This window comes from Streptomyces xylophagus (assembly GCF_000716435.1).
Lineage (GTDB): Bacteria > Actinomycetota > Actinomycetes > Streptomycetales > Streptomycetaceae > Streptomyces > Streptomyces xylophagus.
Genome location: NZ_JNWO01000009.1, coordinates 263,442 through 278,499, shown reverse-complemented (window position 1 = coordinate 278,499; position 15,058 = coordinate 263,442). Strand labels below are relative to the sequence as shown.

The window sequence follows — 15,058 nt, the reverse complement described above, 5'->3', positions numbered from 1 at the left end:
TGGGTTTCCCCAGCGGTCGTGGGATCCCGCCAAGAAGTGGCCAGTATGGTGGTGCGCGCCGCCGAGTCGCCCGTGGGTGTCGGGCGGCGGAGCCAACCGGGAGAACCTGCCTTGAGTCGTGAAACTGACACTCCGTCCTCCGGGCCCGACGGGCGCGGCGGAGCCGCTTACCCCTCGGGGACCCCGCCGTACGGGACGCCCGCGGCTTCCGACGACCGTACGGATGCGGGGCGTTCGGCCGCGCAGCCGGAGGAACGCAAGACCGAGACGACGCTGACGACCCGGATCCGGATCAACATCCCCGGTTCGCGGCCCATTCCGCCGGTCGTCGTGCGCACGCCCGTCACGGACACCGAGTCCGCCGACGCGTCCACGACCGCCGAGGTGCAGTTGCCGAGTTCCGCGCTGCCCGCGGGCGTCGTCGAGCCGACCGGTGAACTCGCGCTGCCCGGCGCCGAGGAGAAGACCAGCGACTGGTTCGCACCCCGCAAGTCCGGCCCCGCGAAGGGCGGTCAGGGCGGTGGTGGCACCAACGGCGCCGGAATTCCCGGCGGTTCGGCCGCGGGTACCCCGGGTCCTGGTGCCCCGTCGGGTACGCCCGCTGCCGCACGGCCGACGGGCGCGCGCCCCGGTGGTGTGGTCGGCGCCATGGGTCTGCCGAGCGCTTCCCGGCCGGGCGGCGCGAACGGCGGCACGAACGGCGCCGGAGTCGGCGGTGCCACCGGCTCCGGACCCGTCGCCCCCGGACACAGTGGCGGCACCGGCTCCTTCGACGTGACCGAGGCACTGGCGGCGGGCCCGCTGGGCAACGGCTCACGCCCGAACGGCGGCGGCCCGAACAACGCCCAGGGCGAACCGCGCCGCGACGACCTGCCGTACTTCTCGGACAACGGGCAGGGCACGCAGGGCGGCTTCCCCGGTCCCAACGGCCAGGGCGGCCAGGGCGGTTATCCCGGGTCCAATGGCCAGGGCGAGCAGGGCGGTTTCCCCGGTCCCAACGGCCAGAGTGACCAAGGTGGCTATCCCGGGTCCAACGGCCAGGGCGAGCCGGGCGGTTTCCCCGGGTCCGGTGGCCCCGGCGGGCGTGCCGAGCAGTTCCCCGGGCCCGGCGGCCAGGGCATGGGTCCCGGAGGCGCCGGTGGTCCCGGCGGCCCGGGCGGTCCCGGTGGGCCCAGCGGTTTCAACGGCCCGAACGGGCGCGGCGGTCAGGGCGGCCCCGAGGGTCCCGCGGGCCCGACCGGCGGTCCGGTCACCGGAAACGGCCTGATGCTGCCGCCCGGCCCCATGGGCGGAGCACCGGGCGCGCCGATCGGTTACGCCGACGGACCGGGCAGCACGAACGGCGCCGGTAGCCCTGGCGGTCCCGGTGGACTCGCCGGTCCGGGTGGCCCCGGCGGCCCGGGCACGGGTTCCGGCCGGCACGGCGGTCGCGGCAGGGGCCCTGGCGGTCCCGGCGGTCCTGGCGCAGGCCCTGGTGGTCCCGGCGCGGGTCCCGGCGGCCCCGGTACGGGACCCGGTGGTCCCGGCACGGGCGTCCCCGGCGGCCCCGGAATGGGTCCCGGCGGTCCCCGTACAGGCGCCGGCGCGCCCGGCGGCGCGGGTCTCCCCGGCATGATCCCCGGCGGCGGTCTCAGCGACGACACCGCGATCCTCACCCCGCAGAAGCTGGCCCAGCCCGGCATGCCCGGCTACGGCGCCCCCGCCGACCAGGTCTCCGGACACACCGTCACCAGCGGCATGCCGGTCGTCCCGGGCGCCGGGAACGCGCCGTTCGGCACCGGCACCCACCCCGACGGACCGCTGCCGCACACGCCCCCGAAGCTGCCCGAGCCCGGCTCGACGCAGAGCGCGCCCGCCGCCAAGAACGCGGGCAAGAGCGCGGCGAAGAAAAAGAAGAAGGGCCGCAGCAAGCTGGTCCTGCTCGTCGTCGGCGTGTTCGTCATCGCGGGCGGTGCCTACGGCGCCGGGCTGCTGATGAACCACACCGACGTGCCCAAGGGCACCACCGTGCTCGGCGTCGACATCGGCGGCGGCACCCGCGACGACGCCGTCAAGAAGCTCGACGACGCGTTCGGCGACCGGGTGAACAAGCCGCTGAAGCTGTCGGTCGGCGGCAAGACGGTCTCGCTCAAGCCGGACCAGGCGGGGCTGCAGTTCGACTTCGCGTCCACGGTCAGCTCGGCCGCCACCAGCGACTACAACCCGGTCTCCGTGATCGGCTCGCTCTTCGGCCAGCACCGGGTCGTCCAGCCCGACATGCCGGTCGACGAGGAGAAGCTGGCCGCCGCCCTCTCGGACCTCGGCGGCGGCTCCGGCTCCGGCGCGGTGACCGAGGGCACGATCCAGTTCAAGGCAGGCAAGGCGGTCGCCGTCTACGGCAAGGCGGGCAAGGCCATCGACGCGTCCGGCTCCGTCACGGCCGTGGAGGAGGCGTACCGCACCGAGGTGGAGACCGGCACGGCCACCGCGGTGACGGTCCCGACGACCACCAAGCAGCCGACGGTCACGAACGCCGAGGTCGACCGCGAGATGAAGGCCTTCGCGGAACCGGCGATGTCCGGGTTCGTCACGGTCGAGACGGACACCGGGGTCCAGCTGAAGCTGAGCCCGCAGAACTCGCTGTGGAAGTTCCTCGGCGTGAAGGCCGTGAACGGCAAGCTCGTCGACAGCCCCGACCTCACCGCCCTCAAGACGCTCTACGGCAGCACCTTCGACGGCGTCAAGATCACCAGGGCGACCGGCCAGAAGACCGCCGTCACGCCCGAGGACGTGTACCTCGCCCTGCGCAAGGCGCTGATCAGCAAGACCGACCGGGTGGGGATCATCGACACGACCCCCAGCTAGCGGCACTGCCTGGACGAACGAGAGGGCCACCCGGCACGGACGCCGGGTGGCCCTCTCGTCGTAGGACACCCTCCCCGGCATGACATCTGTCATGCGGCACACCGGACCGCAGACACTGCCGGGAACCGGCCCCCGGCGGACACGATGGGTGCCATGACGACAACAGCGGCGACGACCACCCCGGTGGTCGGGTTCGACCAGGTGAGCAAGAGTTACGGCAGCGTACGGGCCGTCGACGGGCTGTCGCTCGCGCTGCACGCGGGGGAGACGGTGGCCCTGCTGGGTCCGAACGGGGCCGGCAAGTCGACCACCCTCGATCTGCTGCTCGGCCTCAAGCAGGCAGACACCGGCAAGGTCGAGGTCTTCGGCACCAGCCCCCGCGAGGCGATCGTCGCCGGGCGGGTGGGCGCGATGCTGCAGAGCGGCGGGCTGATGGACGAGGTCACGGTCGGTGAACTGGTCAAGCTGGCCTGCGACTTGCACCCGAAGCCGTACAAGGTCGGCGATGTGATCGCCCGTGCGGGCATCGGCCAGATCGCCGACCGCAAGGTCAACAAGCTCTCCGGCGGCCAGGCCCAGCGCGTCCGCTTCGCCCTCGCGACCGCCGGCGACAGCGACCTGATCGTCCTCGACGAACCGACCACCGGCATGGACGTCTCCGCCCGGCAGGCATTCTGGGCCACCATGCGCGAACAGGCCGACCAGGGCCGTACGGTCCTCTTCGCCACCCACTACCTCGAAGAGGCCGACGCCATCGCGGACCGCGTCCTGGTCCTGCACCGCGGCCGGCTGCTCGCCGACGGCACCTCGGCCGAGATCAAGGCGAAGGCGGGCGCCCGGAGGATCGCCTTCGACCTGGACGGCGAGATCGACGAGGCACCGATCCGGTCCCTCCCCTTCCTGACCTCGGTCGATGTGTCGGGCCAGACCATCCGCATCCAGTCCACCGACGCCGACGCGACCGTCCACGCGCTCTACGGCCTCGGCGTCTACCCCCGCAACCTCGAAGTCGCCGGGCTCGGTCTGGAGCAGGCGTTCGTCGCCATCACGGAGGCCGAGGAGGCCAAGCAGTCATGAAAAGCCTGATCAAACTGGAAATCACCCGCGCCCTGCGCAACCGCAAGTTCCTGTTCTTCTCGGTGATCTACCCCTCCGTCATCTTCCTGCTCGTCTCCAACCAGACGGGCACCGTCGACGGCACCGGCCTCAGCATCGCGAAGTACGTCATGGTCTCCATGGCCTCCTTCGGCGCCCTGACCGCCGTCCTGATGGGCAACAGCGAGCGCATCGCCAAGGAGCGCGAGAACGGCTGGGTACGGCAGCTGCGGCTGACCCCGCTGCCCGGGCGCGGCTACGTCCTCGCCAAGACCGCGAGCGCCGCGGTCGTCAGCCTGCCGTCCATCGTGGTCGTCTTCATCGTCGCCGCCGTGGTGAAGGACGTACGCCTGGACGCCTGGCAGTGGCTCGCGCTGACCGGCGCGATCTGGGCCGGCAGCCTGGTCTTCGCCGCGCTCGGCGTCGCCATCGGCTACCTCGCCTCCGGGGACGCGGTCCGCCCGATCACGATGATCATCTACTTCGGTCTGTCGATCCTCGGCGGCCTGTGGTTCCCGTCCTCGACCTTCCCGACCTGGCTGCAGGACATCGCGAAGTGGCTGCCCACGCACGCGTACGCTGCCCTGGGGCAGGCCATCGAGCAGAGCCAGTCGCCCCACGCCAAGGACGTCACCCTCCTCGTCGTCTACTTCGCGCTCTTCGCGGGCGGGGCGGCGTGGCTGTACCGGAAGGACACGCTGAAGGCGTGAGCGCGATGACCGAAGACCCGCTGCCGGAAAAGGCCAGGGTGGAGCGGCTGATCCGGATCGGCCAGCCGCCCCGCAACCGGAGCGAGGTGCTGCGCAAGCTGGTGTGGATCCTGCCCTGGCTGGTCTTCCTCGGCGCGCCCGTGCAGGACCTGCTGGGCGGCCACCACACCACCTCGGCCACGACGGCCGGCTGGGTGGGCCTGGTGGCCTTCACCGGGATCTACCTGTCGGTCGTCTTCCGCACCATGGGCCGCCCCTACTCCGGCCGGCTCGTCGCCGCCCAGGTCGCCGTCCTGTGGGTACTGGCCGTCGCCCTGGCCCTCAGCCTCGGCGACTCCTGGCTCGGCCTCTTCGTCTACGTCTCCGTCAGCTGCGGGGTGACCCTCCCGCTGCAGGCCGCGTACTGGACGATCCCGCTGACCACCGCCGCGATGATGCTGGCGGGCTGGTTCGTCGACGACCTGGACGAGGCCTGGGGCCTGTTTCTGATCGTGCTGCTGGTGGGCTACTCCATGACAGGCGTACGGCAACTGGTGCGCACGACGGTCGAGTTGCGCAAGGCGCGGGCCACGGTGGCCCAACTGGCGGCCAACGAGGAGCGGTTGCGCCTGGCCCGGGACCTGCACGACCTCCTGGGCCACTCCCTCTCCCTCATCACGCTGAAGAGTGAGTTGGCCGGCCGGATGCTCCCCGACCACCCCGACAAGGCGGCCCAGCAGGTCGCCGACATCGAACAGGTCAGCCGCCAGGCCCTGGTGGACGTCCGCGAGGCGGTCACCGGCTACCGCCGCCCCCGCCTGCCCGGCGAACTCGCGGGCGCCCAGGTCGCGTTGACGGCCGCCGGAGTCACCGCCGACCTCCCCACCGACCCGGACCTCACCGACATCCCCGAACCCAGCGAGTCCGCCCTCGCCTGGGCCCTGCGCGAGGCGATCACCAACGTCGTACGGCACAGCGGCGCCCGGCGCTGCGTGGTCGAACTGGTCCGCCGCCAGACCCTGGACGGTCCCGTCCTGGAACTGTCCGTCGAGGACGACGGCACCGGCGGCTCCGGCAAGGGCCCCGGCAACGGTCTGACGGGTCTCAGCGAGCGCCTCGCGAAGGTCGGCGGCACCCTGGAGGCGGCCCGCCTCAAGCACGGCTTCCGGCTGGTCGCACGGGTGCCCGCAAGCGTTCCGGTCTCCTCGGCGGACGTAGGATCGCCCGCATGAGCCGTACGATCAAGGTCCTCCTCGCCGAGGACCAGTCGATGGTCCGCGAGGCACTGGCCGCACTGCTCGGCCTGGAGGACGACATCGAGGTCGTCGCCCAAGTCGCGCGCGGCGACGAGGTGTTGGCGGCGGTACGGGAACACGCCGTGGACGTGGCTCTCCTCGACATCGAGATGCCGGGCTGCACAGGCATCGAGGCGGCGGCCCAGGTCCACAAGGCCCTGCCCACGGTGAAGCTGGTGGTCCTCACCACCTTCGGCCGCCCCGGCTACCTCCGCAGCGCGATGGAAGCAGGCGCCGACGCCTTCCTCGTCAAGGACGCCCCGGCGGCCCAACTGGCCCAAGCGGTAAGGAAAGTACTCGCGGGCGAGCGTGTCATCGACCCCACACTGGCGGCAGCGGCTTTGGCAGAGGGCGCCAACCCTTTGACGGACCGCGAGCGGGAGGTCTTGAGGGCGGCGGCGGACGGCTCTACCAACGCCGAGTTGGCTACGGCCCTTCATCTGTCGCAGGGGACGGTCCGCAACTACTTGTCGACGGCGATTCAGAAGTTGGCGGTACGGAACAGGGCGGAGGCGGTACGGATCGCGAGGGAGAAGGGCTGGCTGTAAAACGCAGGTTGCCGTGATCCCTCAGGGGCGCGGGGAACTGCGCGACCAGCCACAACGCACCCGCACACGCAGCACAACCGACACCCCAACGGCGCACCGGCGACTATCAGTTCAACATCGCCCGAGCCGACTGAGCCTGCCCCCGAACCCGATCAGCCGCAGCCTCATCCACCACAGCCACCACCTCCGCATACGCCTCCAGCTCAGCCGCCCCGGTGAGGTAATCCCCCCGCTGAACCAACAGTTGCGCCCGCTCATACCGCAACCGCGCAGGATGCGAGGGCAACAGCAACGCCAACTCCACACCCCACAAGGCAACATCCGACCGCTCCGGCCGAGCCGCAGCCCACGCCCGGATGTTGTTCAGGACGCGCGAAACAACCTCCAACGGCGCCGCAGGCACAAGCATCGAGGGATGCAGCGCCGCCCCAGTCGCCCCCGCCACCAACAACTCCGCATCACCCCCCGACAACACCCGCCCCCCGTCGAACGGATCGGCCAGCACCTGATCCTCCGCCGGCCCGAACCCGACCACGAAGTGCCCCGGCAACGCGACCCCGTACACCGGCGCCCCCGCCCGCCGAGCCACCTCCATCCACACCACGGACAACAGGATCGGCAACCCGCGCCGCCGCCGCAGCACGTCGTGCAGCAACGAGGACTCCAGCCGCTGATAGTCACCCGGCGAACCCCGGAACTCGAAACGCACGCCGAGGAGTTGACGCAGCGCATCGGCCCAGGCGAGTGGGGCGCCCGGCCGGAAGGGCAACTGCCCGGCAAGCCGGTCCAGTTCGATCTGGACCGAGTCGATCCCCGCGTCGTCCAACGCCCCGTCCGCCGCCGCCCCCACGAGCAGGCACAGCATCGCGAGATCGGGCCGCTCGGACCGGGCCTCCTCGGCGAACAGGCGACGCACTTCCGCGGCCCGCTCGGGCGACGGGGGACAGGGAGCAGGCATGGCGAACTCGTACCCCCTCACGACGTTCCGAGGCGGCCGACGGCACTGTCAGCCACCGGCTCGCGATAGTGGTGGTAGGCGTGATGCGCCCCGAACCCCATCCCGGAGTACAGCGCCCGCGCCCCCGCGTTGTCCGCCTCGACCTGCAACCAGGCGGCCGACGCCCCCTCGTCCAGCGCCCGCGAGGCCAACGCGGCCATGACGAGCGAGCCCAGCCCCCGCCGCCGTAGCGCAGGATCGACCTCGACGGCACCGAACCCGGCCCACCGCCCGTCGACGACGCACCGCCCGATGGCAGCGGGAGCCATGTCCGCACCCTCACCGGGCACCGTCGCGAACCACACCGAGGGCCCGCTCCCCAGCACCTTGAGGGCCACCTCGCTCACCCCCTTGCGCTGATAGCGGGCCAGCCACGCCTCGTCGGCCGCCCGGGACAGCAGAACCCCGGACGCGTCGGCGCGGTCGGCGACCGGGGCCAGGGCCCCGACCCACAGCTCGGCCGTGACCTCACGGGTCCAGCCACGCCGTTCCAACTCGGCGCAGAGCACCTCCTGCGTGCCCTCGGCGCCGGTCGCGGTCTGGACGTACGCGGGCAGGCCCCGGTCGCCGTACCACCGTCGTACGGCAGTCAGGGCCTCGTCGAGGGGCAGGCCGGGATCGCCGAGCGGGAGCACGGAGTTGGCGCGGCGGGTGAATCCGGCGGCGGCGCGCAGCTCCCACTCGCCGAGCCGTTCGCTCTCCACGGGCTGCCAGCCGCGTGCGGCGACGCGCGCCAGCTCGCGGTAGCCGGCGGACGGTCCCCGCCGACGGGCCGGAGCGGCCGGGACGACCTTGCCCGCCACCAGCGAGGATTCCGAAATACGGACGGACTCGCCACCCTTCCGTGTGATCGTCAGCACACCGCTGTCCCATGATGTGAGAACACCCACCGTGTCGGTGAACTTCTCCGCCGTGTCTTCCGTACCTGTCAAGCGCCTGACGGACACCCGTTTGCCCACGTCAGCAGCGGTGATGCGGACCTCGAGTCGTCCGGCCGCAGAGATTTCCACAGGTCAGTTCACCCCTCCTGTATGGATCACGCCCCGGAACGGAGATACTAGGTGCGGGCATGGACGACGCCGCGCTCCAGCGCGCCTGGCGGCGGAGCCTACGGAGGCCCGCCAGCGCCCTATCGAGGAGGAACGACAGCGTGACCTACGTCATCGCGCAGCCTTGTGTCGACGTCAAGGACAAGGCGTGCATCGAGGAGTGCCCGGTCGACTGCATCTACGAGGGCTCCCGGTCCTTGTACATCCACCCGGACGAATGCGTCGACTGTGGAGCCTGTGAGCCGGTGTGCCCGGTCGAGGCGATCTTCTACGAGGACGACACTCCCGAGGAGTGGAAGGACTACTACAAGGCGAACGTCGAGTTCTTCGACGAGCTCGGCTCCCCGGGCGGTGCCAGCAAGCTGGGCCTGATCGAGCGCGACCACCCCTTCGTCGCCGCGCTGCCGCCGCAGAACCAGTAGGAGCGGCCCGCGCAGTCGCGCCGCCTCGGTCCCGTACGGCCTGATCACGCCCGATCAGCGCCCTACGGGGCCGAGGCGTTTGCCGTTCCGGTCGTACCGGTCGTACCGAAGAAAGTGAGCCAGAAATCGTGTCCGCAGTCTCCGACCTGCTGCCCACCTTCCCCTGGGACAAGCTGGAGCCGTACAAGAAGACGGCGACGGCACACCCGGACGGCATCGTCGACCTGTCGGTCGGCACCCCGGTGGACCCCGTCCCCGACCTGATCCAGAAGGCCCTGATCGACGCGGCCGACTCGCCCGGCTACCCCACGGTCTGGGGCACCCCGGCCCTGCGCGACGCGATCACCGGCTGGGTCGAACGCCGTCTCGGCGCCCGTGACGTCACCCACCACCACGTCCTGCCGATCGTCGGCTCCAAGGAACTCGTCGCCTGGCTCCCCACCCAGCTGGGCCTGGGCCCCGGTGACCGCGTGGCCTACCCGCGCCTGGCCTACCCGACATACGAGGTGGGCGCCCGCCTGGCCCGAGCCGACCACGAGGTCTACGACGACCCGACCACCCTGAACCCCGAGGGCCTGAAGCTCCTCTGGCTCAACTCGCCCTCGAACCCGACCGGCAAGGTGCTGTCGAAGGACGAACTGACCCGGATCGTCACCTGGGCCCGCGAGCACGGCATCCTGATCTTCTCCGACGAGTGCTACCTCGAACTGGGCTGGGAGGCCGACCCGGTCTCGGTCCTGCACCCGGACGTCAACGGCGGTTCCTACGACGGCATCGTCGCCGTCCACTCCCTCTCCAAGCGCTCGAACCTCGCCGGTTACCGCGCGGCCTTCCTGGCCGGCGACCCGGCGGTCCTGGGCCCACTCCTCCAGATCCGCAAGCACGGCGGCATGATGACCTCGGCCCCGACCCAGGCGGCAGTGGTAGCGGCCCTGGGCGACGACACCCACGTCCACGAACAGCGCGAGCGCTACACAGCCCGCCGGTCGCTGTTGCGCGAGGCCCTCGTGTCCCACGGCTTCCGCATCGAACACAGCGAGGCGAGCCTCTACCTCTGGGCAACGAGGAACGAGTCCTGCTGGGACACGGTGTCCCACCTGGCCGACTTGGGCATTTTGGTGGCGCCGGGCGACTTCTACGGAGAAGCGGGCGCGAACTTCGTACGAGTGGCGTTGACAGCGACGGACGAGCGAGTCCGGGCAGCTGTAAACAGGCTCAGCTGAGTTGCCGTAGGGGCGCGGGGAACTGCGCGACAAGCCCCCACCGGCCGCAAGCCGACAAACAACGCAGAATAGGGGCCCAGGGAACTCCCTGGACCCCTTCAGCGCAGGGCGCCTAGCCGAGCGGCAGACCCTTAAGGGGCAGCTCCTGCGCAGTCGGCAGCCCACCCTTGGTCACCGCGTCCGTCGGCAACCCGCCACCCGCCGTGGCGGTCTTGGCGGTGTCACCGAGCAGGCCCCCGGCCTGCCCAGCCGTGTCCCCGGCAACATGCTGCGCAGCCGGCGCCACCGTCTTGGCAACCTTCCCACCGGTCTTCCCGGCGGCCGGCACCGCCTTCTCCAGCGTCTGGCCACCGGACTTGCCGGCGACCCCCGTGACGTTCTGGCTCGCGCCGTCGACCGTGTTGCCGACGCTCGCCCCGTCCAGGGCGGTCAGTGCGCCCAGGTTCGGGGTGGCCGGCAGGGAGGGGGCCGCACTGGCGGAGCCGGCCGCACCGACCCCGGCTGCCGCTCCCGCTGCGACGAGCAGCGCGGCACGGGCGATCCGGCGGGTCAGGGGGAGGGACATGATGCTCCTTGTGTTGATCTCCGGGCTCGGACGCAGTGACTACCGCTCGAAGCGCGCGAAGGTTGCGGAGCGCCAACGTAAAGAGTTCGCAATGCGTCGCATTATCAGCTACGGATAAAAACGGACAAAGAGCGCCCGGCCCGAAACCCCGTCGAATGGTCGCAGCCCTTTGTTTTCAAGGACTTCGGCACACGCGAGGGTGACCGCGCGAAAACCTGAGCACACCCGGGCCCGGATCGACCACGCGTAACCCCTACGGGTGAGGACCCGTACTACTGCCCGCCTGCCGCCCGTACTACTTCTCGGCCTGCCGCTCGGTCACGATCCGCACCCCGCCGGCGGCCTTCGTGCCGGTCGAGTGCCACGGGTCGTCCGCGCTGCCGGCGGCCCATTCGCGGCCGGCGTACGACACACGCTCGATGTGCAGCGCCGAGGAGTTGGCCACCGCCCAGTGCGCGAGCTGCCAGCCGGTCCTCGTGCTGCCGGACCGCACCGGCAGGGTCACGGTGCTGCTCCCGCCTGTCGCACTCGCGCTGGGAGCCGGAGTGGACTTGGCCTTCGTCTTGTCCTTCGAAGCCGAGCCGCCCCCGGTCACCTCCGCGCCGGTTTCCTTCAGCACCGTGCGCCCGAAGTCCCGTACCAGCGCGGCCCGTACGGCGTCCGGGCCCGTGGCGGTCACGGTGGTGTCAGGGAGGCCCTGGCAGGTCAGCGTGGCGGCGGCCTGCCCGGTGAGCGCGGCGGACAGCAGCGCGGCGTCGGGCTCGTGCTTGGCGTACGCCTCCGGGTAACCGCTGCGCTGCACGCGCTGGGCGGCGACCGTGAGGGGGAGCTTCTGGTAGTCGTTCACCTTGGCGAGGTGCTCGTAGAAGACGCCCGCCGCGTACGTCGGGTCCAGGATCTGTTTCCTGGTGCCCCAGCCCTGCGAGGGCCGCTGCTGGAACAGGCCGAGCGAATCCAGGTCGCCGTGCTGGATGTTGACGAGCTGCGACTCCTGGAGGGCGGTCGCGAGCGCGATCGTGACGGCCCGCTCGGGCATGCCGCGCCCGGTGCCGACGGCGGCGATCGTCGCCGCGTTCATCGCCTGTTCCTGCGAGAACTCGTACTCCTGGCCGTCGTCCTTGCCGGAGACCACCTTGCAGCCGGGGCCGCCCCGACCGCCGGTGACGTACTGGACGACGAGGTAGCCCGCGACGGCGAGCAGCACCACGAAGGCTGCTGAGAACCGGAAGAGGCGGCCGCGTCGACGCTTCTTTGGAGTGGGGGACTGCTCAGGCATTCCCACAAGGTACTGGAGGCTCCTGTTACCGCTGCGCCGGGTGTGGACAACCTGTGCACAAGCTCTTCGCGTTAGGGTCGACGGCATGGCCGACACCCCTCTTGACCTCACGCTGGACGCCGCACGGCTCACCGCGCAGCTTGTCGACTTCCCCTCGGAGAGCGGCAGCGAGAAGCCCCTCGCGGACGCGATCGAGACCGCGCTGCGCGCCCTGCCCCACCTGACGGTCGACCGGTACGGCAACAACGTCGTCGCACGCACCACCCTCGGGCGATCGGAACGCGTCATCCTGGCCGGCCACATCGACACGGTCCCGATCGCCGACAACGTCCCCTCACGCCTCGACGAGAACGGCGTCCTGTGGGGCTGCGGCACCTGCGACATGAAGTCCGGCGTGGCGGTCCAACTCCGCATCGCCGCAACGGTCCCGGCCCCCAACCGCGACCTCACCTTCGTCTTCTACGACAACGAAGAGGTCGCCGCCCACCTCAACGGCCTCAAGCACGTCTCCGAAGCCCATCCCGAGTGGCTGGAGGGCGACTTCGCGGTCCTCCTGGAGCCGACGGACGGTCAGGTCGAGGGCGGCTGCCAGGGCACGCTCAGGATGTTCCTGAAGTTCACGGGTGAACGAGCGCACTCCGCGCGCGCGTGGATGGGCTCCAACGCGATCCACGCGGCCTCGCGTGCGCTGGCCAAGCTCGCCGCGTACGAGGCCCGTACGCCCGTAGTGGACGGCCTGCAGTACCACGAGGGTCTCAACGCGGTGCGTGTGGAAGGGGGCGTGGCCACCAACGTCATCCCTGACGCGTGCACCCTTGTCGTCAACTTCCGCTACGCGCCCGACCGCAGCGAGGCCGAGGCGGAGGCCTTCGTGCGGGACTACTTCGCCGACTGCGGGGTCGACGAGTTCGTCGTCGACGACCACACCGGAGGGGCCCGCCCCGGCCTGACCCACCCGGCCGCGGCGGCCTTCATGGCGGCCGTCGGCGGCGAGGCCCGCCCCAAGTTCGGCTGGACGGACGTGGCCCGCTTCAGCGCGCTCGGCGTGCCCGCGGTGAACTACGGCCCCGGCGCCCAACTCCTCGCCCACAAGGTCGACGAGCGGGTCGAGGCGGCCCTGATCCCCGAGGCGGAGCGGCGGCTGCGGGACTGGCTCACCGTCTGACATCCGTATGTCCCCCCTCCGTAACCCGCGTAGACCTACGCTGAAGTACGAAACACCTGCAAGTGGAGGGAGCGCACATGGCTACAGGCAACCCCGAGGGCAAGCAGCAGCCACCGGAGGAGCAGCGCCTGGGACCGGTCCTCCGGCGGCGCGGCCAGGTGACCGCGAGCACGACCGACCAGCGCCTCCTGGACGCGGGCGGCCCCTCGGACTGGGTCCACACCGACCCGTGGCGTGTCCTGCGCATCCAGTCTGAGTTCATCGAGGGCTTCGGCACACTGGCCGAACTGCCGCCCGCGATCAGCGTGTTCGGCTCGGCCCGCACCAAGCCGGACTCACCGGAGTACGAGGCGGGCGTACGGCTCGGACACGCCCTCGTGGAGGCCGGGTGGGCCGTGATCACCGGCGGCGGCCCCGGCGCCATGGAGGCGGCCAACAAGGGCGCCCTGGAGGCCAAGGGCATCTCCGTCGGCCTGGGCATCGAGCTGCCCTTCGAGCAAGGGCTCAACGCCTACGTCGACATCGGCCTGAACTTCCGTTACTTCTTCGTCCGCAAGATGATGTTCGTCAAGTACGCCCAGGGCTTCGTGGTCCTCCCCGGCGGCCTCGGCACCCTCGACGAACTCTTCGAGGCCCTCACCCTCGTTCAGACCCAGAAGGTCACCCGCTTCCCGATCGTCCTCTTCGGAAGCGAGTACTGGGGCGGCCTCGTCGACTGGCTGAAGAACACCCTGATCGCCCAGGGCAAGGCCTCCGAGAAGGACCTCCTCCTGTTCCACGTGACGGACGACGTGGACGAGGCGGTCGCGCTGGTGTCGAAGGAGGCAGGCCGCTAACGCTGCCTGCTTTTCAGCCCGTGCGCTGTTGAGCGCAGGCCGGCAAATTCAGCCCGTCCGGCGTTTGAGGACGAGGCCCTTTCGGGGCCGAAGCGGGGGTCTGGGGGCGCAGCCCCCAGGGATGGGACGGGTAGGGGCGGCGGGGGCGAAAAAATCAGGCCAGCCCCCGCCGCCCCACAGCCGGAGGCCGATGCCCGGCGATCGACGCCACCATGTCCAGCACCTGCCGAGTCTCCGCGACCTCATGCACCCGATACACCTGCGCCCCCAGCCACGCAGACACGGCAGTGGTCGCCAACGTACCGACAACCCGCTCCTTGACCGGCTTGTCGAGCGTCTCGCCCACGAAGTCCTTGTTGGACAACGACACCAGCACAGGCCACCCCGTGGAGACCATCTCCCCGAGCCGCCGAGTCGCCTCCAGGCTGTGCCGCGTGTTCTTCCCGAAGTCGTGCCCGGGATCGATCAGCACCGACTCCCTCGGCACACCCAACGCCACCGCCCGCTCGGCAAGCCCCAGGGTCACGCGCAGGATGTCGGCCATGACGTCGTCGTACGTCACCCGGTGCGGCCGGGTACGCGGCTCCGAGCCGCCCGCGTGGGTGCACACCAGCCCCACGCCATACCGCGCGGCGACCTCCGCGAGCCGGGGATCGACGCCGCCCCACGCGTCGTTCAGAAGATCCGCGCCCACCTCGCAGACGGCCTCGCCGACCTCGTGCCGCCAGGTGTCGACGCTGATGATCACGTCCGGGAAGCGCCGCCGCACCTCGGCGACGAAACCGACCGTGCGCCGCGCCTCCTCCTCGGCGGTGACCTCCTCGCCGGGACCGGCCTTGACCCCGCCGATGTCGATGATGGCGGCGCCCTCGGCCACCGCCTGCTCCACGCGCGCGAGGGCGGGCTCGTCGCGGAACGTGGCCCCCTGGTCGTAGAAGGAGTCCGGGGTCCGGTTCACGATCGCCATGATCACCGGCTCGTGCGTGTCGAATTCACGCCTGCCCAGCCTGAGCATCCCCTGTGACCTCTCCTAGTACGTACCGGTCTTCAGCCG

The 15,058-nt window shown here is 70.9% G+C and carries 14 protein-coding genes; 9 read left to right on the top strand and 5 right to left on the bottom strand.

The window, feature by feature from the left end; translation table 11 throughout:
* The first annotated feature begins 648 nt into the window (after window positions 1–648).
* From OO70_RS55405 to OO70_RS23285, 5 genes are all read left to right on the top strand, one after another.
* Window positions 649–2,844 (top strand): hypothetical protein, encoded by a 2,196-nt coding sequence (locus OO70_RS55405; protein WP_456113479.1) that lies wholly within the window; start codon window positions 649–651, stop codon window positions 2,842–2,844.
* 153 nt (window positions 2,845–2,997) lie between these two features.
* On the top strand, window positions 2,998–3,921 hold the full coding sequence (locus tag OO70_RS23300; protein WP_199827381.1) for an ABC transporter ATP-binding protein: 924 nt from the start codon (window positions 2,998–3,000) through the stop codon (window positions 3,919–3,921).
* Complete coding sequence (locus tag OO70_RS23295) at window positions 3,918–4,649, top strand: ABC transporter permease (RefSeq protein WP_043674733.1); 732 nt, start codon at window positions 3,918–3,920, stop codon at window positions 4,647–4,649. Before OO70_RS23300 ends, OO70_RS23295 begins: the two co-directional genes overlap by 4 nt.
* Before the next feature lie 5 nt (window positions 4,650–4,654).
* Window positions 4,655–5,860 (top strand): sensor histidine kinase, encoded by a 1,206-nt coding sequence (locus OO70_RS23290; RefSeq protein WP_043674938.1) that lies wholly within the window; start codon window positions 4,655–4,657, stop codon window positions 5,858–5,860.
* Entirely contained in the window at window positions 5,857–6,471 is a 615-nt protein-coding gene (locus OO70_RS23285; protein WP_043674729.1) for a response regulator transcription factor, read from the top strand. Before OO70_RS23290 ends, OO70_RS23285 begins: the two co-directional genes overlap by 4 nt.
* A gap of 106 nt (window positions 6,472–6,577) precedes the next feature.
* On the opposite strand, the gene OO70_RS23280 is transcribed toward OO70_RS23285, so the two are convergent.
* Entirely contained in the window at window positions 6,578–7,429 is an 852-nt protein-coding gene (locus tag OO70_RS23280) for a transglutaminase-like domain-containing protein (protein WP_043674934.1), read from the bottom strand.
* 17 nt (window positions 7,430–7,446) lie between these two features.
* Entirely contained in the window at window positions 7,447–8,478 is a 1,032-nt protein-coding gene (locus tag OO70_RS23275) for a GNAT family N-acetyltransferase (protein WP_043674726.1), read from the bottom strand.
* Window positions 8,479–8,618: 140 nt separating this feature from the next.
* Between OO70_RS23275 and fdxA the strand changes: the two genes are divergently transcribed.
* Both fdxA and OO70_RS23265 read left to right on the top strand, forming a co-directional pair.
* Complete coding sequence (fdxA, locus tag OO70_RS23270) at window positions 8,619–8,939, top strand: ferredoxin (protein ID WP_019058397.1); 321 nt, start codon at window positions 8,619–8,621, stop codon at window positions 8,937–8,939.
* 128 nt (window positions 8,940–9,067) lie between these two features.
* Window positions 9,068–10,162, top strand: coding sequence for a bifunctional succinyldiaminopimelate transaminase/glutamate-prephenate aminotransferase (locus OO70_RS23265; RefSeq protein ID WP_043674724.1), 1,095 nt, complete (start codon window positions 9,068–9,070; stop codon window positions 10,160–10,162).
* Between the two features lie 112 nt (window positions 10,163–10,274).
* On the opposite strand, the gene OO70_RS23260 is transcribed toward OO70_RS23265, so the two are convergent.
* Both OO70_RS23260 and OO70_RS23255 read right to left on the bottom strand, forming a co-directional pair.
* A complete protein-coding gene (locus tag OO70_RS23260; RefSeq protein WP_019072065.1) occupies window positions 10,275–10,727 on the bottom strand; it encodes a hypothetical protein in 453 nt (150 codons plus the stop codon).
* A 295-nt stretch (window positions 10,728–11,022) separates the two neighbouring features.
* The gene (locus tag OO70_RS23255; protein WP_199827380.1) at window positions 11,023–12,003 is read right to left on the bottom strand and encodes a heavy metal transporter; all 981 of its coding nucleotides are present in this window, start codon (window positions 12,001–12,003) and stop codon (window positions 11,023–11,025) included.
* Window positions 12,004–12,088: 85 nt separating this feature from the next.
* Between OO70_RS23255 and dapE the strand changes: the two genes are divergently transcribed.
* Together dapE and OO70_RS23245 are read left to right on the top strand one after the other, a co-directional pair.
* Entirely contained in the window at window positions 12,089–13,168 is a 1,080-nt protein-coding gene (dapE, locus tag OO70_RS23250) for a succinyl-diaminopimelate desuccinylase (protein WP_043674718.1), read from the top strand.
* 77 nt (window positions 13,169–13,245) lie between these two features.
* Window positions 13,246–14,004, top strand: a complete 759-nt coding sequence (locus OO70_RS23245; RefSeq protein WP_043674715.1) for an LOG family protein — start codon at window positions 13,246–13,248, stop codon at window positions 14,002–14,004.
* A 154-nt stretch (window positions 14,005–14,158) separates the two neighbouring features.
* On the opposite strand, the gene folP is transcribed toward OO70_RS23245, so the two are convergent.
* Window positions 14,159–15,019 (bottom strand): dihydropteroate synthase, encoded by an 861-nt coding sequence (gene folP / locus OO70_RS23240; RefSeq protein WP_043674713.1) that lies wholly within the window; start codon window positions 15,017–15,019, stop codon window positions 14,159–14,161.
* Between the last annotated feature and the right edge of the window lie 39 nt (window positions 15,020–15,058).